Source organism: Bradyrhizobium sp. JYMT SZCCT0180 (genome assembly GCF_018130165.1).
Classification (GTDB): Bacteria; Pseudomonadota; Alphaproteobacteria; order Rhizobiales; family Xanthobacteraceae; genus Bradyrhizobium.
In genome coordinates this window covers 23,962-48,050 of sequence record NZ_JAFCLZ010000036.1, presented here as the reverse complement: position 1 = coordinate 48,050, position 24,089 = coordinate 23,962, and the positions used below count along the sequence as shown (strand labels likewise).

The 24,089-nt window shown below is 63.7% G+C and carries 25 protein-coding genes; 8 read left to right on the top strand and 17 right to left on the bottom strand.

The window, feature by feature from the left end:
* The first annotated feature begins 89 nt into the window (after nucleotides 1-89).
* Entirely contained in the window at nucleotides 90-1,394 is a 1,305-nt protein-coding gene (gltA, locus tag JQ641_RS35530; RefSeq protein WP_212001499.1) for a citrate synthase, read from the top strand.
* A 193-nt stretch (nucleotides 1,395-1,587) separates the two neighbouring features.
* Nucleotides 1,588-1,992: a GFA family protein gene (locus tag JQ641_RS35525; RefSeq protein ID WP_212001496.1), complete on the top strand. Its 405-nt coding sequence runs from the start codon at nucleotides 1,588-1,590 to the stop codon at nucleotides 1,990-1,992.
* A 2-nt stretch (nucleotides 1,993-1,994) separates the two neighbouring features.
* Here the strand turns inward: JQ641_RS35525 and lpxB are convergent, their stop codons facing one another.
* From lpxB to lpxA, 3 genes are read right to left on the bottom strand one after another with little or no spacing between them, the layout of a single operon-like run.
* On the bottom strand, nucleotides 1,995-3,179 hold the full coding sequence (gene lpxB / locus JQ641_RS35520; protein WP_212001545.1) for a lipid-A-disaccharide synthase: 1,185 nt from the start codon (nucleotides 3,177-3,179) through the stop codon (nucleotides 1,995-1,997).
* Nucleotides 3,179-4,036, bottom strand: a complete 858-nt coding sequence (locus JQ641_RS35515; RefSeq protein ID WP_212001494.1) for an LpxI family protein — start codon at nucleotides 4,034-4,036, stop codon at nucleotides 3,179-3,181. Before JQ641_RS35515 ends, lpxB begins: the two co-directional genes overlap by 1 nt.
* A 20-nt stretch (nucleotides 4,037-4,056) precedes the next feature.
* Nucleotides 4,057-4,860, bottom strand: coding sequence for an acyl-ACP--UDP-N-acetylglucosamine O-acyltransferase (gene lpxA / locus JQ641_RS35510; RefSeq protein ID WP_212001492.1), 804 nt, complete (start codon nucleotides 4,858-4,860; stop codon nucleotides 4,057-4,059).
* A gap of 222 nt (nucleotides 4,861-5,082) precedes the next feature.
* On the opposite strand from lpxA, the gene JQ641_RS35505 reads away from it, so the two are divergent.
* Nucleotides 5,083-5,400: a KTSC domain-containing protein gene (locus tag JQ641_RS35505; protein WP_212001490.1), complete on the top strand. Its 318-nt coding sequence runs from the start codon at nucleotides 5,083-5,085 to the stop codon at nucleotides 5,398-5,400.
* Here JQ641_RS35505 and fabZ read toward each other — a convergent pair.
* The 11 genes from fabZ to JQ641_RS35450 form a co-directional block, all read right to left on the bottom strand.
* On the bottom strand, nucleotides 5,397-5,855 hold the full coding sequence (gene fabZ / locus JQ641_RS35500; RefSeq protein ID WP_212001487.1) for a 3-hydroxyacyl-ACP dehydratase FabZ: 459 nt from the start codon (nucleotides 5,853-5,855) through the stop codon (nucleotides 5,397-5,399). The genes JQ641_RS35505 and fabZ overlap by 4 nt on opposite strands.
* Nucleotides 5,855-6,919, bottom strand: coding sequence for a UDP-3-O-(3-hydroxymyristoyl)glucosamine N-acyltransferase (gene lpxD / locus JQ641_RS35495; RefSeq protein WP_212001478.1), 1,065 nt, complete (start codon nucleotides 6,917-6,919; stop codon nucleotides 5,855-5,857). Before lpxD ends, fabZ begins: the two co-directional genes overlap by 1 nt.
* 32 nt (nucleotides 6,920-6,951) lie before the next feature.
* Complete coding sequence (gene bamA / locus JQ641_RS35490; RefSeq protein WP_212001476.1) at nucleotides 6,952-9,504, bottom strand: outer membrane protein assembly factor BamA; 2,553 nt, start codon at nucleotides 9,502-9,504, stop codon at nucleotides 6,952-6,954.
* Between the two features lie 173 nt (nucleotides 9,505-9,677).
* Complete coding sequence (gene rseP / locus JQ641_RS35485; protein ID WP_212001471.1) at nucleotides 9,678-10,829, bottom strand: RIP metalloprotease RseP; 1,152 nt, start codon at nucleotides 10,827-10,829, stop codon at nucleotides 9,678-9,680.
* A gap of 42 nt (nucleotides 10,830-10,871) precedes the next feature.
* On the bottom strand, nucleotides 10,872-12,095 hold the full coding sequence (gene dxr / locus JQ641_RS35480) for a 1-deoxy-D-xylulose-5-phosphate reductoisomerase (RefSeq protein ID WP_212001464.1): 1,224 nt from the start codon (nucleotides 12,093-12,095) through the stop codon (nucleotides 10,872-10,874).
* A 4-nt stretch (nucleotides 12,096-12,099) separates the two neighbouring features.
* A complete protein-coding gene (locus JQ641_RS35475; RefSeq protein ID WP_212001462.1) occupies nucleotides 12,100-12,948 on the bottom strand; it encodes a phosphatidate cytidylyltransferase in 849 nt (282 codons plus the stop codon).
* Nucleotides 12,945-13,700 (bottom strand): isoprenyl transferase, encoded by a 756-nt coding sequence (locus JQ641_RS35470; protein WP_212001460.1) that lies wholly within the window; start codon nucleotides 13,698-13,700, stop codon nucleotides 12,945-12,947. The genes JQ641_RS35475 and JQ641_RS35470 overlap by 4 nt, the downstream gene beginning before the upstream one ends.
* A gap of 57 nt (nucleotides 13,701-13,757) precedes the next feature.
* Complete coding sequence (frr, locus tag JQ641_RS35465; protein ID WP_212001459.1) at nucleotides 13,758-14,321, bottom strand: ribosome recycling factor; 564 nt, start codon at nucleotides 14,319-14,321, stop codon at nucleotides 13,758-13,760.
* Nucleotides 14,322-14,392: 71 nt separating this feature from the next.
* A complete protein-coding gene (gene pyrH / locus JQ641_RS35460; protein WP_192733407.1) occupies nucleotides 14,393-15,109 on the bottom strand; it encodes a UMP kinase in 717 nt (238 codons plus the stop codon).
* A gap of 70 nt (nucleotides 15,110-15,179) precedes the next feature.
* Nucleotides 15,180-16,103: a translation elongation factor Ts gene (tsf, locus tag JQ641_RS35455; RefSeq protein WP_212001458.1), complete on the bottom strand. Its 924-nt coding sequence runs from the start codon at nucleotides 16,101-16,103 to the stop codon at nucleotides 15,180-15,182.
* Between the two features lie 128 nt (nucleotides 16,104-16,231).
* Nucleotides 16,232-17,230 (bottom strand): 30S ribosomal protein S2, encoded by a 999-nt coding sequence (locus tag JQ641_RS35450; protein ID WP_212001457.1) that lies wholly within the window; start codon nucleotides 17,228-17,230, stop codon nucleotides 16,232-16,234.
* A 394-nt stretch (nucleotides 17,231-17,624) separates the two neighbouring features.
* Between JQ641_RS35450 and JQ641_RS35445 the strand changes: the two genes are divergently transcribed.
* Entirely contained in the window at nucleotides 17,625-18,092 is a 468-nt protein-coding gene (locus JQ641_RS35445; RefSeq protein WP_212001455.1) for an aminoacyl-tRNA deacylase, read from the top strand.
* Between the two features lie 112 nt (nucleotides 18,093-18,204).
* Here the strand turns inward: JQ641_RS35445 and JQ641_RS35440 are convergent, their stop codons facing one another.
* The 3 genes from JQ641_RS35440 to JQ641_RS35430 form a co-directional block, all read right to left on the bottom strand.
* Nucleotides 18,205-18,624: a CBS domain-containing protein gene (locus JQ641_RS35440; RefSeq protein WP_212001454.1), complete on the bottom strand. Its 420-nt coding sequence runs from the start codon at nucleotides 18,622-18,624 to the stop codon at nucleotides 18,205-18,207.
* Between the two features lie 211 nt (nucleotides 18,625-18,835).
* Nucleotides 18,836-20,392, bottom strand: coding sequence for an acyl-CoA synthetase (locus JQ641_RS35435; protein ID WP_212001453.1), 1,557 nt, complete (start codon nucleotides 20,390-20,392; stop codon nucleotides 18,836-18,838).
* Nucleotides 20,389-21,087 carry a TetR/AcrR family transcriptional regulator gene (locus tag JQ641_RS35430; protein WP_249151117.1) on the bottom strand — a complete coding sequence of 233 codons (699 nt, stop codon included), beginning with the start codon at nucleotides 21,085-21,087 and terminating at the stop codon, nucleotides 20,389-20,391. Before JQ641_RS35430 ends, JQ641_RS35435 begins: the two co-directional genes overlap by 4 nt.
* Nucleotides 21,088-21,185: 98 nt before the next feature.
* Between JQ641_RS35430 and JQ641_RS35425 the strand changes: the two genes are divergently transcribed.
* Genes JQ641_RS35425 through JQ641_RS35410 form a run of 4 tightly spaced genes read left to right on the top strand, consistent with a single transcriptional unit; the run spans nucleotide 21,186 to nucleotide 24,089 of the window.
* A complete protein-coding gene (locus JQ641_RS35425; RefSeq protein WP_212001452.1) occupies nucleotides 21,186-22,370 on the top strand; it encodes a lipid-transfer protein in 1,185 nt (394 codons plus the stop codon).
* 9 nt (nucleotides 22,371-22,379) lie between these two features.
* A complete protein-coding gene (locus JQ641_RS35420) occupies nucleotides 22,380-22,835 on the top strand; it encodes a MaoC family dehydratase N-terminal domain-containing protein (RefSeq protein WP_212001450.1) in 456 nt (151 codons plus the stop codon).
* Complete coding sequence (locus JQ641_RS35415) at nucleotides 22,832-23,248, top strand: MaoC family dehydratase (protein WP_212001449.1); 417 nt, start codon at nucleotides 22,832-22,834, stop codon at nucleotides 23,246-23,248. Before JQ641_RS35420 ends, JQ641_RS35415 begins: the two co-directional genes overlap by 4 nt.
* A 13-nt stretch (nucleotides 23,249-23,261) precedes the next feature.
* The gene (locus JQ641_RS35410; protein ID WP_212001448.1) at nucleotides 23,262-24,089 is read left to right on the top strand and encodes an SDR family NAD(P)-dependent oxidoreductase; all 828 of its coding nucleotides are present in this window, start codon (nucleotides 23,262-23,264) and stop codon (nucleotides 24,087-24,089) included.

Here is a 24,089-nt window from a genome sequence, read left to right as displayed (position 1 = left end):
TTCTAGACAATCCGGCCTGCCCCTTTTCGCCCCAGAGAATGGCATCAGGAACAGCCGGTTTTCGCAACGATTTCATCGGGGACTACACGATGGACGCAAAATCCAGCAACAAGACCGCAACGCTAACGGTAGGTAACAAGACCTACGATTTCCCGATCCTGAGCGGCACGGTGGGGCCCGATGTCATCGACATCGCCAAGCTCTACGGCCAGGCCGGGATGTTCACCTACGACCCCGGCTTCACCTCCACCGGCAGCTGCCAGTCGAAGATCACCTATATCGACGGCGATGCGGGCATCCTGGAATACCGCGGCTATCCGATCGAGCAGCTCGCCGAAAAGGGCGATTTCCTCGAGACCTGCTATCTCCTGCTGTACGGGGAACTTCCCACCAAGGCGCAGAAGGAAGATTTCGACCACCGCGTGATCCATCACACCATGGTTCACGAGCAGATGGCCCGCTTCTTCCAGGGCTTCCGCCGCGACGCCCATCCGATGGCCATCATGGTCGCGGCCGTCGGCGCGCTCGCCGCGTTCTATCACGACAGTACCGACATCAACGATCCGAAGCAGCGCATGATCGCCTCGATGCGCATGATCGCCAAGGTTCCGACGCTGGCCGCAATGGCCTTCAAATACACCGTCGGCCAACCCTTCGTGTACCCGAAGAACTCGCTCACCTTTGCCGAGAACTTCCTCAACATGTGCTTTGCGGTGCCCTGCGAGGACTACAAGATCAACCCGGTGCTGGCTGACGCGCTGGACAAGATCTTCATCCTGCACGCCGACCACGAGCAGAACGCCTCGACCTCGACGGTGCGTATCGCCGGCTCCTCCGGCGCCAATCCGTTCGCCTGCATCGCCGCCGGCATCGCCTGCCTGTGGGGACCGGCGCATGGCGGCGCCAACGAAGCCGCGCTCGCGATGCTGGCCGACATCGGCACCGTCGACAAGATCCCCGAGTTCATCGCCAAGGTGAAGGACAAGAACTCGGAAGTCCGCCTGATGGGCTTCGGGCATCGCGTCTACAAGAACTACGATCCCCGCGCCAAGATCATGCAGAAGATGTGTCACGCGGTGCTGGCCGAGACCGGTCACGGCGACGACCCGATGCTGAAGGTGGCGCTGGAGCTGGAAAAGATCGCGCTGAGCGATCCCTACTTCATCGACCGCAAGCTCTACCCGAACGTCGACTTCTATTCGGGCATCACGCTGAAGGCGATGGGCTTCCCGACCTCGATGTTCACCGTGCTGTTCGCGGTCGCCCGTACCGTCGGCTGGATCAGCCAGTGGAGCGAGATGATCGAGGATCCGCAGCAGAAGATCGGCCGTCCGCGCCAGCTCTACACCGGCGTTGCCCGCCGCGACTACGTCGAGATGGGCAAGCGCAAGTAAGGCGCGTCGTATACGAAACCGAAGAAAGCCGGATGCGATAGTCGCGTCCGGCTTTTTTCTTGTAGGGTGGGTGGAGCCAACGGGTCGCGCGAACGCGCGCCCGCTGACAGGCTCCGCGATAGCCACCGCCACGGCAAAGAAATTTGGTGGGTATCGCTTCGCTCCACCCACCCTACGATTCCAGGAGACCCTCATGCTCACCGGAAGCTGCATGTGCAAAAGCGTGGCCTATGAGGTGGACGCCGAACCCGGCGCCATCGTGCACTGCCACTGCGCCACCTGCCGCAAGGCGCACGGCTCGGCGTTCTCGACGGTGACCAGCGTGCCACGCGACCGCTTTCGCTGGACCAGGGGCGAAAGCCTGCTCAGGGGATTTGAGTCATCGCCCGGCAAGCAGCGCTATTTCTGCACGCAATGCGGCTCGCAAATCGTCGCCGAGCGCGCCGGCACCGGCAACATCCTGCTGCGGATGGGGTGTCTCGATACGCCGATCACCAATCGTCCCGCCGCACACATCTGGCGATCGGATTGCGCGACGTGGTTCGATCCGAAGGATCAATTGCCGGAGTGGCCGGAAGGTTCGGCGCCGAAAGCGTAGCTCTACCGCCGCGCTTTTCGCATCGTCGCGAGCACGATGTCGGCGGCGCGGGCGCTCGGCGGCGTGTTGCCGGTCGACATGATCCGGTCGATTTTCGCGAAGGCTTCGAGCTGCTTTCGACGCGGCGCGGACTCGCCGAGGAGTTCGCGCAGCACCTGCGATAGTTTTTCCGGCGTGCAGTCCTGCTGCAGGAATTCGGGAACGACATTTTCGCCGATCACGAGATTGGCCAGGATCACCGAACTCACATTGATCGCCCGCCGCAATATCCAGGCTTCCGTCGCGCCGGTCCGGTATGCCGTCACCATCGGCACGCCTGATAGTGCAAGTTCGAGCGTCACGGTGCCGGACTTTGCCAGCGCCGCATGCGCGATCCGGAACGCCGCCCGCTTATCCTGCTCGCCGATCACGACGCGGGGCTGCACCGTCCAGGTCTTCAGCGCTTCCGCGACCGCCTCCTGCAGATGCGGCATGGTCGGCAGGATCAGCTCGAACGCCACGCCCTCGGCATTGAGCCGCGCCAGCGCCTGGCCGAACACCGCCATGTGGTGGCGGATCTCACTGCGGCGGCTTCCCGGCAGCACCAGCAGCACCGGCGGCGGCGCGTCCCGCCGCTGTCGCTCCTCAGGGTTGGGCCGGAGCGAGGCGAGCTGTTCGGTCAGGGGATGGCCGACATAGCTGCAGGGCGGCCCGCGAAGCCTCTGGTACGCCTCCGGTTCGAACGGCAGCAGGGCCAGCACGTGATCGACATAAGTCAGCATCGCGCGGGCGCGGCCGGGCCGCCACGCCCAGACCGAGGGCGAGACATAGTCGACGATCGGAATGTTGGGATCGCTGGCGCGGACGCGCTTCGCCACGCGGTGGGTGAAATCGGGACTGTCGATGATGACGAGAATGTCGGGCGCGGCCTCGGTCACGGCAACTGCGGTTTGCTTGATCAGCCGCAGGATCTTCGGCAATTGCTTGACCACGGCGGCAAGGCCGATGATCGAGAGCTCCTCGATCGGAAACCACGAATTCAGGCCTTCGCGTGCCATCGCGCGGCCGCCGACGCCTTCGAACTGCACCGCGTCCCCGAGGCGCTGGCGCAACACTTTCATGAGATTGGCGCCGAGGCGATCGCCGGATTCCTCCGTCGCGATCAGGACGATCTTGCGCACCGTGTCGGTGGTCGGACGCGGCGGCATCACGCCGGCAGCCCCTGGATGAAGAGGCCGGCGCGGTCGGCGGCCTCGATCATGGCCTGCGCGTCCGCCACGATGGTTTGCCCGGCAATGATGGCAATGCCGGCAAGCCCTGCCTTGGCCGCGCCTTCGACCGTCGTTGCCCCCACCGTCGGCAGGTCGAAGCGCAAATCCTGGCTGGTCTTGGGCGCCTTGACCAGCACGCCACGACCCGTGCCGACGCGGATGCGGCCCTCGCTGCGCAAGCGCGCCACGCGCGCCAGCAGCCCGTCGGTGCCCTCGATGTCTTCCACCGCCACCACGTGACCGTCGATCACCACGACGGCCTGGCCGATGTCGAATGGACTTAGCGCGCGCAACACTTCCCGCCCCTTCTCGGTATCGGCGGTACCGGCCGCATCAGGCGTTGCGCGGGCAATGCGCCCCTCGGGCATCAGCATATCAGGGGCGACATCCCTGATGCCGACCATGCGGAAACCGTCCTGCTCAAAGATGCGGCCGATCCCCGACAGCAGGTGGTCGTCGCCGCCGCGAAACGCCGCCAGGATAGGGCCGATGACGCGGATCGTCCCCCAGTCCAGCCTGATTTCCGACAGCGCCGGCCGCAGCAGCGTGCCGATGAAGATCAGGTCGCGGCAGCCTTCGCTGCGCAACAGTTTTTTCGCCCGGCCGATCTGCCCGACCGAAATCCAGTGATGGCGGAAGCGTTCGGCCCGCACCGGGTCGCACGAGCCACGCAGTGCGAACAGCACCGGCGCGATGCCGCGCGCGGCAAGCGAATCCGCGACCGCGAACGGCATGGCGCCGCCGCCCGCGATCACGCCGACCGGCGAGGAAATCTCTGAAGCCGCTGAACTCATGGGCTGCGGCGATCCCGTCATCAGGATTTATGAGCGCCGTCGGCCGGCAGGCACAGCGCGCGATGCTTGCCCGCATCGATGAAGGCGAGGATTTCCGCGATCGCCGGATCGTTTGCCGCCAACGGCTGAACCTCGCTCAGCCGTTCGGCAAAGATGCCGGGGCCATGGAACAGCTTTTGATAGAACGCGCGCACCGTGACGAGGCGGTCCTTGGTGAATTTGCGCCGCTTCATGCCGATGATGTTGAGGCCTTCGAGGCTCGCATACTGGCCGTTGACGAGGCCGAACGGAATGACGTCGCCGCGCACGCCGCAGACACCGCCGACCATCACCTGCGGGCCGATCCGGGTGAACTGATGCACGGCGGAGAGCCCGCCGATGAAGACGAAATCGCCGATCTCGCAATGGCCGCCGAGCGTCGCGGACGTCGCGAAGATCACGTCATTGCCGACCTGACAATCATGGCCGACATGGCTGCAGTTCATGAAATAGCCGCGCTCCCCGACCCGCGTGACGCCGCCGCCGGCAACGCTGCCGGCGTTCATGGTAACGGATTCGCGGATGGTACAGCCGGCCCCGATTTCAAGTTTCGTCAGTTCGCCGCGATAGCTCAGCGATTGCGGCGGGGTGCCGAGCGAGACGAACGGATAGATCGTGCAGCCGTCGCCGATGGACGTCTGCGCCGTGACGTGCACATGGCCGATCAGCTTGCAATTGGCGCCGATCACGACGTGAGGCCCGATGATGCAATAGGGACCGATCGAGGTGCCCTCGCCGATCACAGCGCCATCTTCAATCCGCGCGGTGGGATCGATCGTCGTCATCAAACGCGTCCAGGTTGGGCTGATATCGCCGGGCGATATTATCTCGGGTTTTCCGGTGGTTACCGCGACAGGACCGCGCTTGTCCAGTGACGTATGGTTACGGCAGATGTCGTGACATTTGGATCAACGGCCCCTGCCCGAACCTCCGGTCTTCCGGAGTTGGGCGGTCGATGGAAATCAATACAGGAATCGCCGGCTGATCTGCGCTATCCTGTGCGCGCCATGGTCAGAATTGCGACGCTGCTTCTGCATCTGTTTGCCGCCGAGATCGGCTCCGAAACCGTTGATGTCAGGGATCGCGGCCCGATCGATCTCGGAACGTTCGAGTGCCGCGACATCACCCGCAGCAGCATCGTGCAACGCGTCTGCTACGACCGCGCGAGGCGCCACCTGATCGTCGCGGTCAAGGGAGCCTACGATCAGTATTGCGATCTGCCGGCCGAGACCTACGACGCCTTGCTGGGCGCGCCATCGATGGGCGGGTTCTTCAACCGCCATATCAGGGGACCGTCGGGCGCGGCCTTCGCCTGCCGGAATTAATCCGTCAGCATCGCGCCGACATCGGCCTCGGCGACCACGGTGCCATTGACCTTGGCGTCGCCGTGAAACCACCACATCGCCTTGCGGCGGCCGATCGAGCGCATGTGGTATTCGATGGTGTCGCCGGGCATCACGGGTTTGCGGAACTTGCACTTGTCGATGGTCAGGAAGTACACCGCGCGCGGCTTCTCGGTGCCTTCGACCGACTTGATGCCGATCACGCCGGCGGTCTGCGCCATGGCCTCGATCATCATCACGCCGGGATAGACCGGGCGTTCCGGGAAATGTCCCTGAAACGCCGGCTCGTTGAAGGTCACGTTCTTGACGCCGATGCCGGAGTAATCGGTGCGGATGTTGATCACCCGGTCGATCAGCAGCATCGGAAAACGATGCGGAAGCGTCTTGAGGATCTCGTTGATATCAACGAGTTCAAACCTGATCGGCACCTCCTCCATCACTCCCGTCCCTCGTTCTTCGGATCCGCGGCGCCCTGCGCCAGTCGCTCCACTGCAATAATCTCCCTAAACCACTGTTTGGTCGGTTTTGCAAAAAAACCGCCCCAGCGGCCATTGGGCGGGATGTCGTCCTTGACCCCGCTCATGGCGGTGACCTGGGCACCGTCGCCGATCTTGAGATGGTTATTGATGCCTACCTTGGCGCCCAGCGCGACGTTGTCCCCGATCGTCAGGCTGCCCGCGAGCCCGATCTGGGCCGCAAGCAGGCAGTGCCTGCCGATGGTCACATTGTGGCCGATCTGGACCTGATTATCGATTTTAGTGCCCTCACCGATGACGGTATCGCGCAGGCTGCCGCGGTCGATGGTGGTGTTGGCGCCGATCTCGACGTTGTTCTGGATCAGGACGCGGCCGGTCTGCGGCACCTTCAGATGGCCGTCGGGGCCGAAGAAAATGAAGCCATAGCCGTCCTGGCCGATGCTGCAGCCGGGGTGGATCAAAACGTTGTTGCCGATCAGGGAGAACTGGATTGCGGTGCGCGCGCCGACATTGCAGTCCCGGCCGATCCGCACCTCGGCCCCGATCACGGCCCCTGCGCCGATCACCGTTCCCGCCCCGATCTCGACCCGAGGGCCGATCACAGCCAGCGGGTCGACGATGACGCCGTCTTCCAGATGGGCTGACGGGTCGATGATCGCGGACGGCGCAATTGCGTCATTGTCGAACCAGGACTGCGGACGCAACGCGTCTTCATGCCACTGGCGCGCGATCTGCACGAACGCGCGGAACGGCTGGGCGGCCCGCAGCACCGCGACATGAGGTGGTACCTGCGCCTCAAAACGCGGGCTGACCAGGCAGGCACCGGCCTTTGTCGAGGCGAGCTGGTCGGCGTATTTGAGGTTGTCGAAGAACGCCAGGTGCATCGGGCCGGCCTCGTCGAGCGAAGCGAGGCCCCGGATGACATGGCCGTCCCTTGCGGGGTCGACCAATACCGACTTCGTCAACGCGGCAATATCAGCCAGCGTCGACGAAGGCGGTTGCTTGAAGAATATCGGCTGCGCCATTCGACCCGTCGCAGTCCGGCCGGTTGCTGGATTTAGAACGATGTACCGCCGCCGAACCGGAATTCCTGCGTGCGGTCATTCTTGCCCTTGGTGATCGGAACCGCATAGTCGAAGCGCAGCGGACCGAACGGTGACGCCCAGATCAAGCCGACACCGACCGAGCTGCGGACGACATTGCCTTCGTCATACTGCAGGCCGAGGCAGGTGCCCGGCGTCGCCGGATTGGTCGTCGGCCGCACGCAACCGGGAACGTTGACTTCACCGGTCTGCGCCCACGAGGTCGTTCCCCTGTAGTCAAACAGGCCGCCGGCGTCGGCATAGATCGCGCCCTTGAGCCCGACTTCCTTCGGCAAGAACCAGAACGGCATCTGCAATTCCGCCGACGCGCCCCAATATTTGGTGCCACCGAGCGCGTCACCCGTACCGTAGGGGTTGATGTCGCGCGGTCCGATGCCGTTCGGCGCAAAGCCGCGAACCAGGTTCGGACCCATCTGGAAGTGATCGAGCATGCGCAGCTGGTCGTTGCCGATCTGGTTGAGCATGCCACCCTGGAAGCGGAGCAGGCCGACGATGTCGGCGACCAGCGGCGTGTAGTACTTCGCATCGATCGCGGACTTGACGTAGGTAACGTCGCCACCGAGGCCGGCGAAGTCCTGCTTCCAGTCGACCAGCAAGCCCGTGGTCGGATTCTTGTTGTTATCCAGGGTGTTGTAGTTCAGCGAATAGCCGACCGACGAGGTCAGGGTCCTGCCGCTCTGCAGCTCCTTGCGGACCGGCAGCGAGGCTTCGCCGTCGCTGTAGCACCACAGACCGACGCCTGAGGCATCTGTAGCACCCAGTGCAGTCGCGGCCGGCGCGCCGTTCAGATTCACCCAGGCCGGCGACGGGTTGAACGCCAGCAATCCGTTGTTCGGGTTGTTGTTACAGTTCGACAGCGAACTCGGCAGCTGGATTTCCTGCTGATAGATCGAATAGCGCAGCTGCAAGGCCAGATCTTCGCGCAAGGTGAAGCCGAGGCGCGGGCTGAAGCCCAGCGTCTTGGTTCCATACGAGATGTAGCTGTTGGCAAGTTGCTGGCGCTGGAACAGGTCGAGGCCGAGCGCGACGCGATAGTCCAGCAGATAGGGCTCGACGAACGACAGCGAGTAACCGCGCGCATACTGGCCGTACGTGACCGCCGCCTTCGCATACAGGCCGCGGCCGAGGAAGTTGCGTTCCGATATACTGACTTCGGCAAGCGCGCCGTCGGTGGTCGAATAGCCGCCCGACACCGAGAAGTCGCCGGTCGACTTCTCGTCTATATCGACGATCAGGACCACACGGTCGCTGGACGACCCCGGCTCGGTGATGATCTTCACGGTCTTGAAGAAGTCGAGATTCTTCAGCCGGCGTTCGGCACGATCAACCAGCGCGCGATTGTAGGCGTCGCCTTCCGAAAGGTCGAATTCGCGGCGAATCACGTAGTCGCGGGTCCTTGTGTTGCCGCGGATATTGATCCGCTCGATATAGGTTCGCGGACCTTCGTCGATCGTGAAGACGATCGAGACGGTGTGCTGTTCGAAATTGCGATCGCCGCGCGGACGCACGATGGCGAACGCATAGCCGCGCCGCGAGGCTTCGATCTGCATTTCCTCGACGGACTTTTCGAGCGCCTCGGCGTTGTAGAGCGATCCGACGCTGACACGCGAGAAGCTGCGCATCGAGTTCGCATCGAGGGTTCCGATGCTGGTCTGGAAGTCGACGGTGGCGACGCGGTATTGCTGCCCTTCCTCGATCTTGAAGGTGACGAGGAAGCCCTTTTTCTCAGGATCGTACTCGGACAGCGCGGCTACCACCTGCACGTCGGCAAAACCGTTCTTGAGATAGAATCGGCGGATCAGGTCACGGTCGGCCTCGACCCGGTCCGGATCGTAGACGTCGGCGCCGCCGAGGAAGCTCAAGAGGTTGGATTCGCGGGTTTTGATGACGTCCTTCAACCGGTAGGACGAATAGAACTTGTTGCCGATGAACTCGATGTTCTTGACGCCGGTCTTGCCGCCTTCGGCAATCGTGAAGATCAGGTCGACGCGGTTGTTCGGCTGTTCAATGATTTCCGGGGTGACGCTGACGTCATAGCGGCCCGAGCGGCGGTAGATTTCAGAGATACGCTGGGCGTCCGACTGAACCATCGGGCGCGAGAAAGTGCCACGCGGCTTGGACTGGATTTCGGCCGAGAGCTGGTCGTCCTTGACCTTCTTGTTACCCTCGAAGGCAATGCGCCCGATGACGGCGTTTTCGACCACGACCACGATGATCCGGCCGCCGGCCTGATTGATTCGCACGTCCTGGAACAGGCCGGTTTCGATCAGCGCCTTCAGGCCGTCATCGATTTGGGCCTGCCCGAGGCGGCCACCGGGTCCCGGCTTGAAATAGGAGCGAATGGTCTCGATTTCGACGCGCCGATTCCCCTCCACGGCGATCGAAGCCACCGTCTGGGCAGCAGCCGGCGCCGAAACAAGCGCCGCCGCTAGCGCGGCAGCCACCGGCACGGCGAACATGATCGAGGCGGCCAACAAGCCTCCCCGCACTCGCATTCCAAACATCATGCGCCAGGCGCCCTTGTCATTCTTGTGCTGGCCCGCACCCCCACGAACCAGCAGATTCCCATTTTCCGCATGTCTTGTAGCCAATTTCCCCGAGGCGGCAAACGGAACATCGCCCCGCGATTCCATTTTCATTCCAAGACGTTGCCGTTGGGCAACGCCACAAAAAAGCCGCGTCACGATGCCGCCAGATGCAGGATGTCGTTATAGGTCGCAAACACCATCAGCATCAGCACCAAACCCAGTCCGATTCGGAACCCCATCTCCTGAGCCCGGTTCGACAGCGGGCGTCCGCGGACCGCCTCCACCGCATAGAACAAAAGATGACCGCCATCGAGCAGCGGAACCGGGAACAGGTTCAACAGGCCGATCGAGATCGACAGCACGGCGGCCAAGTGCACCAGCGCGCTAAGGCCGATGGTGGCCACCTGCCCCGAAATCTGGGCAATCCGAATCGGGCCCCCGACCTGGTCGGCGGCTTCCCGGCCGGTGAAGACGCCGCCGATATAGGCCAGCGTGCGGTCGATCACGAACCAGGTTTCCTTGACGCCGAGCCACATCGCGGTTGCCGGATCGACGCGTTCGGTCACGACGTCGCCCGGCGCCGTCGCGCGGGTGATACCCAAAACGCCCAGCCGGTGGACGTTGCCGAACGGATCCTTCACTTCGCGCTGCTCCGGCGTGCCCTTCACTTGCAGGGTGGAATCGCCGCGCTTGAGGGTGAAGTTCAGCTGAACGCCGGCATTGATGCCAACGACGCGCTGCATGTCGGAGAAGCTGCCGATGGTCTTGCCGTCGATCGCGGTGACGATGTCGCCGACCTGAAAACCGGCTTTCGCAGCGGCGCTGTTGGCTTCGATCTTGTCAACGCGCGCGGTCGTACTCGGCTTGCCGAAGAAGGTGAACAGGCAGGTGAAGATCACGATCGCCAGGATGAAATTCGCGATCGGTCCGGCGGCAACGATGGCCGCGCGCGGACCGACTTTCTTGTGGTGGAAGCTGCCCGCCTGCTCTTCCGCGCTCATGCTGGCGAGCGCCTCGGTCGAGGGCGTGGAGGCTTCGCTATCGTCACCGAAGAACTTCACATAGCCGCCGAGCGGGATCGCCGAGATCTTCCAGCGGGTGCCATGGCGGTCGTTGAAGCCTGCGAGCTCCGGCCCGAACCCGAGCGAGAACGTCAGCACCTTCACGCCGCACCAGCGGGCGACCAGGAAGTGGCCGAGCTCGTGGAAGAAAACAACGATGGTCAGGACGAACAGGAAGGGAATGATATAGCCGATGAGCCCACTGCTCAACGTATTGAAACTATGCAGAAAAAACTCAGTCATTCGATTCCCCTCGACGCGAGCCTAGGCTGCGCCCCCAACCCTCTAGGATGCCTTTAAGGCAATTTGAGGCAATAGGGAGGCAGCTTTATTTCGCGCGTTATGGTCAACGGAAATCGCATCATCCGCCGAGCTCAAAGGCGCCAGGTTTCCGGACCGGACCCAGTCGTTCATGGTCGCTTCGACCAGCCGTGCGATCGCGCCGAATCTGATCTTGCCGGCGATGAAGGCTGCCACCGCCACCTCATTGGCGGCGTTGAACACCGTGGTCAGACCTCCACTGGCGCGCAGCGCGTCGTAGGCCAGCCGCAAGCCGGGAAACCGCTCGAAATCCGGCGCCTCGAAGGTCAGCTGACCGATTTTGGCGAGATCCAGCCGGGCCGAGGGACCGACGATTCGATCGGGCCAGCCGAGGCAATGGGCGATCGGGATGCGCATGTCGGGCGCGCCGAGCTGGGCAACCACCGAACGGTCGGAGAATTCGACCATGCCGTGGATGATCGACTGCGGATGTACGAGGACATCGATCTCGTCGGGCGTCAGCGCGAACAAATACGACGCCTCGATCACTTCGAGCCCCTTGTTCATCATCGACGCCGAATCGATGGTGATCTTCTGGCCCATGCTCCAGTTCGGATGCTTCAGCGCCTGCGCCAGCGTCGCCTGCTCGATGTCGGTGGAGGTCCAGGTGCGGAACGGCCCGCCCGACGCGGTGATGATCACGCGCACAAGCTCGTCACGGTTGCCGGAGCTGAGTGCCTGAAACAGCGCGTTATGCTCGGAATCCGCCGGCAGAATGCAGGCGCCTGCCTTGGCGGCGCGCTGCATGAAGAAGTCGCCGGCGCAGACCAGGCATTCCTTGTTGGCGAGCGCGACCGCCGCGCCGCGGTCAACGGCGGCGAGCGCCGGCTTCAGCCCGGCGGCGCCGCTGACGGCGGCCATCACCCAGTCGGCCGGCCGCGCCGCGGCCTCGATGATCGCGCTTTCGCCAGCGCCGCATTCGGTCCGCGTGCCGGCCAGCGCTTCCTTCAAGGCACCGAGCTTGCTGGGGTCGGCGACCGCCGCAAAGCGCGCGCCGAATTCGCGTGCGAGTTTGGCGAGCCCCTCGACATTGCCGTTGGCGGTCAGCGCCTCGACCTGGTAGCGGGCGCGATCGCCGCGCAGCAAATCCATGGTGCTGTCGCCGATCGAACCGGTGGCGCCCAGCACTGTGACGGTGCGCGCGGCGGGTGCCGCGGCCTTGTTATTACGCAATGGAACCGCGCTCATTTTTTCACCAAATCATAAGACCGCGGCCGACGCCATCGGCGCCGCCGCGGAGGAAACCGATCAGCGCCGCCATCGCGACAGCTGCAACAAATCCATCCAGGCGATCCAGCAGCCCGCCATGGCCGGGAATGATCTGGCTGGAATCCTTGACGCCAAAGCGCCGTTTGACCGCGGATTCAAAGAGATCGCCGAGTTGAGAAACCACCGAAAGAACGCCTGATATCACGAGCAGCGGTCCGATTTTACCGAGGTCCAGCACCACGAATATACAGGCCACGGCAAGACTTGCGACAAAGCCGCCAATGGCGCCGGCCCAGGTCTTTTTGGGGCTGACGCGCGGCCAGAGTTTTGGGCCGCCGATGCCGCGGCCGGCGAAGTAGCCGCCGCTGTCGGTCACCCACACGATGACCAGCACGAAGATCAGCGCGACAAAGCCCTTCACGGGATCGAGCCGCAGCAGGACAGACGCGACCTCCGCCACCGCCGCATAGCAAAATCCCGCAACGCTCCAGTTTCGCTGCGCCGGCGCGATCATGGCGACCGCCACCAGGCCGACAGCCAGCACCGCGAGCGCAGCATCGATCCGCCCGATGGCGAGACAAAGCCCGGCCAGTGCGAGCGCGGCAACACCCGATACGACCACGCGTTTGTCAGCCGCGCGGCCCACCACCATCAGCCATTCGACATAGAGGCCGATCGCCGCCAACGTCACCAGCGCGGCCCAAAACCAGCCGCCGGCATAGGCGATGGCAACGGCGAGCGGGATCAATACGGCGGCTGCAACGATGCGCGTCGAGAGGTTGCGCGTATCCTGTCCGGCAGCGGCCGCCGGCGCGGCCTTGCCCTCGGTCACGATCCGGTTTTCGCGGCCAGACCGCCGAAACGGCGCTCCCGTCTGGCATATTCTGCGATCGCGCTCTCAAGTGCCGCCTTGTCGAAATCCGGCCAGTGGATCGGCACGAAGACGAGTTCGCTGTAGGCCGCCTGCCACATCAGGAAGTTCGACAACCGCTGCTCGCCGCTGGTGCGGATGATCAGGTCGGGATCGGGAATATCGGGCGCGTCGAGATATTGGCCGAGCGTGTCGGTGTCGATCGATGCCGGATCGCGCTTGCCTTCGGCCACTTCGCGCGCCAGCCGTTGCACCGCGTTGGCGATTTCCTGGCGCGACCCGTAATTGAACGCGACGACGAGATTGAGCTTGGTGTTGGCCCGCGTCAGTTCCTCGGCCTCGCTCAGGAGCGCGCAGATGTCCGGCTCCAGGCCCTCGCGCTCGCCGATCACACGCACCCTCACCCCGTCGCGGTGCAGCGTCGCCAGATCGTTGCGGATGAAGCGGCGCAGCAATCCGAACAGGTCACCGATTTCGGTCGCCGGGCGCGACCAGTTCTCGGAGCTGAACGAGAAGATCGTCAGGTAAACCACACCGAGTTCATGGGCGGCACGAACCACGCGGCGCAACGCCTCGACGCCGCGGCGATGGCCCTCCGCGCGCGGCAATCCCCGCGCGGCCGCCCAGCGCCCGTTGCCGTCCATGATGATCGCCACGTGCAAGGGACCGGTTCGATCCGGTCCTTCGGTTGCGGGGGCGGCGGCGTTCGGCATCGTTAAAGTTCCAGGACCAGTCCTAAAGTCTCGGTCTCAAGTTTCGATCTTAAGGCCTTAAACGGTAAGGATTTCCTTTTCCTTCGCCGCCAGCAATTGATCGATCTCGGAAATCATCCCGTCGGTCGCCTTTTGCACGTCATTGGCGAGGCGCTCCTGGTCGTCCTCGGAGATTTCGTGGTTCTTCTCGAGCTTCTTGACCGTATCGAGCCCGTCGCGGCGGACGTGCCGGACCGCAACCTTGGCCGCCTCGGCGTATTTATGCGCGACTTTGACCAGTTCCTTGCGGCGCTCCTCGTTGAGTTCCGGAATCCGCAGGCGCAGTACCTGCCCTTCGGTCGCGGGGCTCAGGCCAAGGTTGGAATCGACGATCGCCTTCTCCACGGCCTTGACCATGGACTTGTCCCAAACCTGGACGGACAGCAGCCGCGGCTCGGGCACGCTGACGGTTGCGAGCTGGTTGAGCGGCATGTGCGTGCCATAGGCATCGACCTGGACCGGCTCGAGCATGGACGCCGCCGCACGACCGGTGCGCAAACCGCCCAGCTCATGCTTGAGCGCCTGGGTGGCGCCCTGCATGCGGCGCTTCAATTCGTTGATGTCAAAACCAGGTGTGGGCATAACGCTCTCCCCTCCTCAGAAAACCATCCGCCGGCATTATCAGGCCCGCGGTTCAACGTGGCGCGGGCCGGTCAGCCGGCGACAACCGTGCCGTGGCCGGTACCGCGCAGGATCGCACCGATCGAACCGGGCTCGGCAATCGAGAATACGATGATAGGCAGCGCAGTCTCGCGGGCAAGCGCGAATGCGGTCGCGTCCATCACCTTGTAGCCACCTTCGATGGCCTGCGAATGCGTCAGGCGGTCGAAACGCTTGGCCGACGGGTCTTTCTTGGGATCGGCGCTGTAGACACCATCGACATTGGTGGCCTTCAGCACCGCCTGCGCCCCGATCTCGGCCGCCCGCAGCACCGCGGTGGTGTCGGTGGTGAAAAACGGATTGCCGGTTCCGCCGCCGAGCAGGACGATACGGCCCTCGGCGAGATATTTGTGCGTCGCACTGCGGGTGAACAGTTCGGAAATTTCGGGCATCACGAACGCCGACAGGGTTCGCGCCGGCGTCCCCTTGCGTTCGATGGCCGCCTCGACCGCAAGACAGTTCATCATGGTGGCGAGCATGCCCATGGTGTCGCCGGTCGGGCGTGACACGCCACGCGAGGAGACTTCGACGCCGCGAACGATGTTGCCGCCGCCGACCACCACCGCCACCTCAACTCCGAGCTGGCGCGCGGCGATCAAATCGTCGGCGATACGGTCCACGGTAGGCTGGTCGATGCCGAAGGACTGGCTGCCGGCGAGATATTCGCCCGAGATCTTGATCACGACGCGACGATAGACCGGCTCTGCCATAGCTTGTCGCCTCCTTCATTCCGCGCAGGAATCCTCCGGCGCAACGGCGCCGGAAGATTGTCGACCGCGGTTACTTCTTGCCGCTGGCCGCCGCGACTTCGGCTGCGAAGTCGGATTCCTGCTTTTCGATTCCCTCGCCGAGAGCATAGCGCACAAACGCGGTAATCTTCACAGGCGCGCCGACCTTGCCTTCGGCTTCCTTGACAGCCTGCGCCACCGACTTGCCGGTGTCGTGGATGAACGCCTGCTCCAGCAGACAGACTTCCTTGTAGTAGGTCTTCAGGCCGGACTCGACGATCTTCTCGATCACGTTCTCCGGCTTGCCCTGCTGGCGATACTTGTCGGCCAGCACGTCCTTTTCGCGCTTCACGGTTTCCGGGTCGAGGCCGGACGGATCGAGCGCCTGCGGGTTGGTCGCGGCGACGTGCATCGCAAGCTGGCGGCCGAGCGCCGCGAGTTCATCGGTCTTGCCGGTCGATTCGAGCGCCACCAGCACGCCCATCTTGCCGGCGTTGTCGATGACGGCGCCATGGATGTAGCTCGCCACCACGCCATTGGGGACCTCGAGCAAGGCCGCGCGGCGCAGCGACATGTTCTCGCCGATGGTGGCGATCGCGTCCGAAATCGCGGTCTCGACGGTGAAGTCGCCGATCTTCGCAGCCTTGATCGTTTCGACGTCGGCGCCGACGCGAAGCGCGACCTGCGCGACCATCTTGACGAGGCCCTGGAACTGTTCGTTGCGCGCGACGAAATCGGTCTCCGAATTGACTTCGACGACGACGCCCTTGTTACCCGAAATCATCGCGCCGATCAGGCCTTCGGCGGCGACGCGGCCGGCCTTCTTGGCGGCCTTGGACAGGCCCTTCTTGCGCAGCCAATCCTGCGCTTCCTGCATGTTACCAGCGGTTTCGGTGAGCGCAGCCTTGCAGTCCATCATGCCTGCGCCGGTCGACTCGCGCAGTTCCTTGACCATCGCCGCAGAGATCGTTGCCATCGTTGGATATCCTTCTTGCCTGTTAGCCACGAGCGCGGCGCGCCTTGCGCCGTGCCGCATCAGCTACAGGAATGCCGTAACAGGGAAATCAAACCGGTGGCCGGAAGGCCGGCCACGCGGCGTTACAATTATTCCGCTTCCGCGGTCATCGCCTTGGCCTGGGCAACCCAGCCATCGGCGCGGCTCGGGAGTCCGACCTCTTCACCGATCTTGTGCGCGGTATCGTGGTCCAGTTCGGCCAGCTGCCAATAGTGGAAGATACCGAGATCGTTGAACTTCTTCTCGATCGCACCGGAAACGCCGGTGAGCTTCTTGAGGTTGTCGGCGGTGCCACGGGGGCCCGCCAGACCCTGGAAGCCGGCCGGCTGCGGAGCAGCCGGGATTTCCTCACGGACCGGCTGCGCGGAAGCGCCGATGTCGATGCCGTGGTCGCCCTGGGCGCGCGAGATGCCGTCGATGGCGGCGCGGGCCACCAGATCGCAATACAGCGAAATGGCGCGGCCGGCGTCGTCATTGCCCGGCACCACAAAGGTGATGCCCTTGGGATCGGAATTGGTGTCGACGATCGCGGCGACGGGAATGTTGAGCCGCTGCGCTTCCTGGATCGCGATGTCTTCCTTGTTGGTGTCGATCACGAAGATCATGTCGGGAAGCCCGCCCATGTCCTTGATGCCGCCGAGCGAACGGTCGAGCTTGTCGCGCTCGCGCTGCAGCGTCAGCCGTTCCTTCTTGGTGTAGGCGTTGGCATCGCCGGAATTGAGCACTTCATCGAGATGACGCAGCCGCTTGATCGAACCGGAAATGGTCTTCCAGTTGGTCAGCGTGCCGCCGAGCCAGCGCGAATTGACGAAATACTGCGCCGACCGCTTGGCGGCCTCGGCAACGCCGTCCTGCGCCTGCCGCTTGGTGCCGACGAACAGGATACGGCCGCCCTTGGCGACGGTGTCGCTGACCGCCTTCAACGCGGTGTGCAGCAACGGCACGGTCTGCGCGAGGTCGATGATGTGGATGTTGTTGCGGGCACCGAAGATGAAATCCGCCATCTTGGGATTCCAGCGGTGCGATTGGTGGCCAAAGTGAACGCCAGCTTCAAGCAGCTGACGCATAGAAAAATCGGGTAGCGCCATGGTAATACTTCTCCGGTTGGTTCCTCCGGAAGCGTGTGAGCAGACGAGCCTTATGGCCCGGCTGCCACCGGACGGCCTTTGAGAGCCATGCTTCCGTGTGAGATGGCGCGGTATATAGCCGGATTCCAGCCAGAAGCAAGGAAATACGGCCGGTTTTTGTCGCCTGCTGGCCCGGTCCAGGCCCATAAATGCGGGCATTCGGGGCCCAAATCCGCCGAAAACCCCCGCGGAGACCCCATCCCGGCCGGGGCGGTGGGAACGATTCGCATTGTCGCCGGTTTCCGGCAGGCGTAACCTTCACCCAATTCGCAAGCGCCCGCATCGTGAGGCGACGACGCGAGTTCCTCCCGATGCCCGGATTGCGCGTTGCACGCGTTGCAATGGAGGAACCGTTATGACCGTCTCCCCGACCCTGCAGAACTACCTGGACCAGACCGTCACCTACGAGCTGATCCCTCATGCCCGCACCATGTCGTCGACGCGCACGGCCGAGGCTAGCCATGTGCCGGGCGACGCCCTGGCCAAAGCCGTCGTCCTCCGCCGCGAGGACGGCTACCTGATGGCGATCCTTCCGGCGTCCCGCCATCTGCATTTGCCGGCCTTGAAAATGCAGCTCGGCCACAAGGTCGATCTGGCGAGCGAAGAGGAGGTCGCGAAGCTGTTTGGCGACTGCGAGCGCGGCGCCGTGCCGCCGGTTGGCGAATGCTTCGGGCTCGATGTCATCGTCGACGACAGCATCAATGCGCAGAGCGAGATCTACATGGAGGGTGGCGACCACGCCACACTGATCCGTCTGGATCGCGAGCAGTTCGCACGATTGACCGCGAAGGCCTGGCACGGCCACTTCACCACGCACGATTGAGGCCGCTCGAGCGCCGGTCGAGCGACCTCAAACAACGCATTGCGCGCGTTCGGCGTTGAACAGCCGCGATCACTTGCTCCGGGGCGTGTCGATCGCGAGTCGTCGCCGTGCTTCAGTGATGGGCTGAAACGCTCTTGACGTACCCGGACACCAGGTCGCCGGTCGATGAATGGCTGATGTCGCCCAGGCTGATCATGCCGACCATCCGCTTGCTCTTGTTGATCACCGGCAATCTGCGGACTTTCAGCGTCTCCATGTGATGCACCGCCTTGGCGAGGTCATCGTCCTCCCGGCAGCAGTGGATACCTTCGGTCATCACGTCGCGCGCCTTGGCCCGGCTGGCATCGAAGCCGTTGCCAGCAAGCCCTTTGCAGACGATGTCGCGATCGGTCACCATTCCGATCAGCTGATCGTCCTCCCCGATCGGAATGCAGCCGATATCATGCGCTCGCATCAGCTTTGCGATTTCGGTGACAGGCGTGTCGGGGCTGACCCAGTCGACGCCCTTGTGCATCGCGTCTTTGACTTTCATGGCGGACCTCCGTTGCTGCGATTTCAGGTGGTATCCCCGTGATGCAGAACAGTTCCCCCTTGCTCGACTATACGACGGATCGGATCGGACGGCATCGCAAAAAATGCGATGACAACTCCGCAACGCAGGGAAAGCCCGCGCCGGCAGCATGTCCATCAATCCAGCATGCCTCGCCGGCGTCGAAAGGCGCGCCGGCGCGCAGACGCCGGCCTCAGCTCACCATTCGCTGGCGGTTTTCCCAGTACGGCTTGCGCAACTCACGCTTCAGGATCTTGCCGGCGCCGGACAATGGCAGCGGGGTCTGCGTGACCTCGACACTGCGCGGGCATTTGTAACCTGCGATCAGCGTCTTGCAGAAATCCATCAACTCGTCGGGGGTTGCGCTCGCGCCAGGCTTGGGAACGACAATGGCGTGAACCTGCTCGCCCCAGCGCTCGCTCGGGATACCGATCACGGCGCATTGCGCCACCGACGGATGCTGCGCCAGCGCGTTCTCGACCTCGGCCGAATAGACGTTCTCGCCGCCGGAGATGATCATGTCCTTGACGCGGTCGACCACGTAGACAAAACCGTCCTCATCCATGTAGCCGCCGTCACCGGTGTGCATCCAGCCGTCGATGACCGCCTTGGCGGTTTCCTCCGGCCGCTCCCAATAGCCGATCATCACATTGTCACCGCGCACCGCGATCTCGCCGACCGTGCCAGTGGGCACCACCTTGTCGTCGGCGTCGACGATCTTGACCTCGCAACCCAGCGTGGGACGGCCGGCGCCGCGATGCCGCCCCTTGGCGCGGCCATCGCCGACATGCTCCTTCCAGTGCAGTATCGTCGCGATCGGCGACAATTCCGTCATGCCGTAGGCTTGCGTGAACTGCACGTTCGGCAATGCCTTCATGGCGCGGCTGAGCACGGCATCGCTGATGACGGAGGCGCCATAGGCGATACCCGTCAGCGACGACAGGTCGTAATCGCCGAGTTTCGGATGATCGACGAACATCTGGATCATGGTCGGCACCAGCAGCACGTCGGTCACGCGATCGCGCTGCATCGCGCCCGCGACGCCGTCGGGCGTAAAGCCCTGGATGATGACGTTGGAGCCGCCGCTGAGCAGCACCGAATACATCGCCGCCCCGTTGGCAAGGTGGAACATCGGCGCGGCGTGCAGATAGACCGTGCTGCTCGGCCACAGGCCTTCGCCGAGTGCGTTCAGCGCATTGACCATCAGATTGCCGTGGCTGAGCATCACGCCCTTGGAGCGTCCGGTGGTGCCGCCGGTATAGAAGATGCCCGCGAGATCCTCGCTTCTGCGCATCGCATCCTGCATCGCCGCGCTGCGCGCGATCAACGCCTCATAACCCTCCGCGCCGGCGGGGGCGTCGCCATCATCGGCATAGATCAGCTTGAGGCCCGGGATCGCCTGGGCGAGATCAGCACCGACCCCAGCAAAAGCCTTGTCTACGAACAGGATGCCGGCGCGGCAGTCGCGCATGGCGTCTTCGTTCTCCAGCGGGCTCCAGCGGATGTTGAGCGGCACGATCACGGTGCCGGACCAGCCGGCGGCAAGATAAAGCTCGAGATAGCGGTCGGAATTGAGCGACAGGATCGCGACACGGTCGCCGGCCTGCGCGCCGAGGTCCCGGATGCCGGCGGCAAGCCGCGCCACGCGGTCGCCGACCTCGCGCCAGCTTTTCTTGCGGTCGCCACAGACGATGGCAAGGCCGTTCGGATTGATCTGCAGCGCGCGCCGCAGGCCGTGCGTGATGTTCATCCTGATACTCCCCGTGACTTGCGTTTCCTGATCGGCGGTTTATCCGCCTTTTTCCGTATCGATTTGATCGCGAGCCCTTCAGTGAGGCGGATCGCGAATTCTTTTGCTATTGCCTCCGCTTCGAGCGCACCGCCGGGCTGGTACCAGTGGCCGATCCAGTTCAGCGAGCCCGCAATCGCAAATGCGGAAAGCTTGACGTCGCAAGGCCTGATCGATCCGTCCTTGATCCCCTGCCCGATATAGTCGCGAAAAGCCTGGTCGATCTTCTTCTTGGCGAGGCCGACGATCTTGCGGTTGTGCTCGGTGAGGTCGCGGACGTCGAACCGCACCAGGCTCTTGCCGTAGTCGGTGGTCATGGTCTCGGCGTAGCTGACGATCAGCTTGCGCAGTTTTTCCAGCCCGGTGCCACCGGTCGCGGCGATGTCATCGATGCGCTCGTCGACGTGATCGGCGCCGATTGCCCAGCATTCGTAGAGAATTTCGTCCTTGCCGCGGAAATAATTGTAGAGCGCGGGCTTGGTGATGTTCAGCCGCTCGGCCACGTGGTTGAGCGTGGTGCCGTGATAGCCCTGCTCGAGGAACAGCGCCACCGCGGTGCGCAGCACGGCTTCGCGTTTCTCGTCGCGGGCGCGACGACGGCTTTCGAACGGCATCCAGGGTGACTGGCCGTTCGGGGATGAGGCTGATCCGTCCATTTTTGAATTCACCCGGCGCGGTTGACTCGAAAGCGAAGCTGTCCGTATATTACCCACGGGTAATAAAAAGTCCAACGGGTAATTTAAGGGAGCGCACCATGACATCCAGCGTCTATGTTGCCGGCGTCGGCATGATCCCCTTCGTCAAACCGGGCGCGAACGCGCCCTACCCGGTGATGGGCGCGGAAGCGACCAGGCTCGCGCTGGCTGACGCCGGCGTCGGCTACGAGATGATCCAGCAGGCCTATGCCGGCTATGTCTACGGCGATTCAACCTGCGGGCAGCGCGCACTCTACCAGGTCGGCATGACCGGCATCCCCATCATCAACGTCAACAACAATTGCTCGACCGGTTCGACCGCGCTGTTCATGGCGCGGCAGGCGATTGAATCAGGCGCGCTCGATTGCGTGCTGGCGCTCGGCTTCGAGCAGATGAAGCCCGGCGCGCTCGGCGCTGTCTTCACCGACCGGCCGAGCGCGTTCGACGAGTTCGACGCCGCGGCCGACAAACTGGTCGACGCGCAAGGCGTGCCGCTGGCGCTGCGCTATTTCGGCGGCGCCGGTCTCAGCCACATGAAGAAATACGGCACGCCGCTGACCTCGTTCGCCAAGGTGCGGGCCAAGGCGAGCCGGCATGCCAGGAACAATCCGCTGGCGCTGTTCCGCAAGGAAGTCAGCGCTGACGACGTCATGAACGACCAGGTGATCTGGCCCGGCGTGATGACGCGGCTGATGGCCTGCCCGCCAACCTGCGGGGGTGCGGCGGCAGTACTCGTCTCGGAGAAATTCGCCAGCAAGCACGGCCTGCGCAAGGACGTCCGGATCGCGGCCCAGGCGATGACCACCGATACCCCCTCCACCTTCAAGGCCGGCGACATGATGCAGGTGGTGGGCTTCGACATGACGCGCGCCGCGGCGAACAAGGTCTATGAGGCCGCCGGCATCGGCCCTGACGATCTCGACGTCGTCGAGCTGCACGACTGCTTCGCGCATAATGAGCTGATCACCTACGAGGCGCTCGGCCTGTGCCCCGACGGCGGCGCGGAGCGCTTCATCGACGACGGCAACAACACCTATGGCGGCAAGACCGTGACCAATCCGTCCGGCGGCCTGCTGTCCAAGGGCCATCCGCTCGGCGCCACCGGCCTCGCGCAATGCTATGAACTGACGCATCAGTTGCGCGGTTCGGCGGAAGCACGACAGGTGGACGGCGCAAGGCGCGCCCTGCAGCACAATCTCGGCCTCGGCGGCGCCTGCGTCGTCACGCTCTACGAACGCGTCTGAGGCCCTGGTATGATTGACCCCTCCCTCATCGGACGCAGCCTTTCGCCTGTCACCGCGCATGTCGAGCCCGGACGCCTGCGTTATTTCCGCGAGACGCTCGGCGAGACCAATCCGGTCTATGGCGATGCCAAGGCCGCGCAGGCCGCCGGCTATGCCGCGACGCCGGTGCCGCCGACCTATCTGTTCTGCCTTGAGATGATGGACGCGGAACAGGCCTTCGAGTTCATCACCGTCATCGGCGTCGACATCGGGCGCCTGCTGCATGGCGAACAGCGCTTCGCGTACCGGGCACCCGTGGTGGTCGGCGACACGCTGCTGTTCCAGCCGCGCATCGTCAGCGTCGCCGACAAGAAAGGTGGCGCGATGACGCTGGTCGGCATCGAAACCAAAGTCACCAATCAGAACGGCACCCACGTCGCGGACGTCTCGCGCACCGTGGTGGTGCTCAATCCCAGAACCGCATGAGCAAGCCTGTGAAAGATCAACCCGCGATAGGCGACCGCATCGTCCACAAGGTTTTTCCGTCGATCAGCCGCCACACGCTGGCGCTCTATTGCGGCGCCTCGGGCGACCACAATCCGATCCATGTCGACCTGGATTTCGCCAAGGCCGCCGGATATCCGGACGTCTTTACCCACGGCATGCTGGTCATGGGCTATCTCGGCCAGGCGCTGACCGATGCGGTCCCTCCCCCGCGGCTTCGCGTGTTCTCGACGCGCTTCGTCGCGATCACGCAGCTCGGTGCACGCCTGACCTGCGAGGGACATGTTTCCGAATTCGTCGAACATGATGGCGAGCGATGCGCGAAGCTGGCGCTGACGACCAAGGACGAGAACGGCGATCTCAAGCTTGCCGGCGAAGCCGTCATCGCACTCTGATCAGGGAAAACAAATGACCAAACTCAAGGGAAAAGTCGCACTGATCACGGGATCGGGGCGAGGCATCGGCCGCGCGATTGCGCTGAAACTTGCCAGCGAGGGTGCGAAGGTCGTGGTCAACGATCTCGATGCGGCGCCGGGCGACGCCGTCGCCGCGGAAATCCGCAAGGGCGGCGGCGAAGCCATCGCGATCAACGGCAGTGTTTCCGAAACCGGCTTCTCCGACCGTTTCGTCGGCGCAGCCATGGAAACATTCGGCGGCCTCGACATCATCATCAACAACGCCGGTTATACTTGGGACTCCACGATCCAGAAGATGACCGACGAGCAGTTCCAGGCCATGCTTGACGTCCACCTTGTCGCACCGTTCCGCCTGCTGCGCGCCGCCTCCGAGCCGATCCGGATCATGGCAAAGAAAGAGGCCGAAGCCGGCCGCGAGGTGTTTCGCAAGGTGGTCAACATCTCCTCGATCGCCGGCCTTTACGGTAACGCCGGCCAAGCGAGCTATTCGTCGGCCAAGGCTTCGCTGATCGGGTTGACGCGCACGCTGTGCAAGGAATGGGGACGCTACAAGGTCAACGTCAATTGCGTGGCCTTCGGCCTGATCAATACGCGCCTGACCCAGCCGATCGAAACCCAGCAGAAGACCATCGACGTCGCCGGCCGTGACATCAAGGTCGGGGTCCAGCCCCAGATGCTCGATGCGATGGCGAGGATGATCCCGCTCGGACGCGGCGGCACGCCGGAAGAAGCCGCCGATGCGGTCTATCTGTTCTGCAGCCCGGAATCGAACTACATCAGTGGGCAAGTCGTCGTCTGCGGTGGCGGCCTCATCATCTAG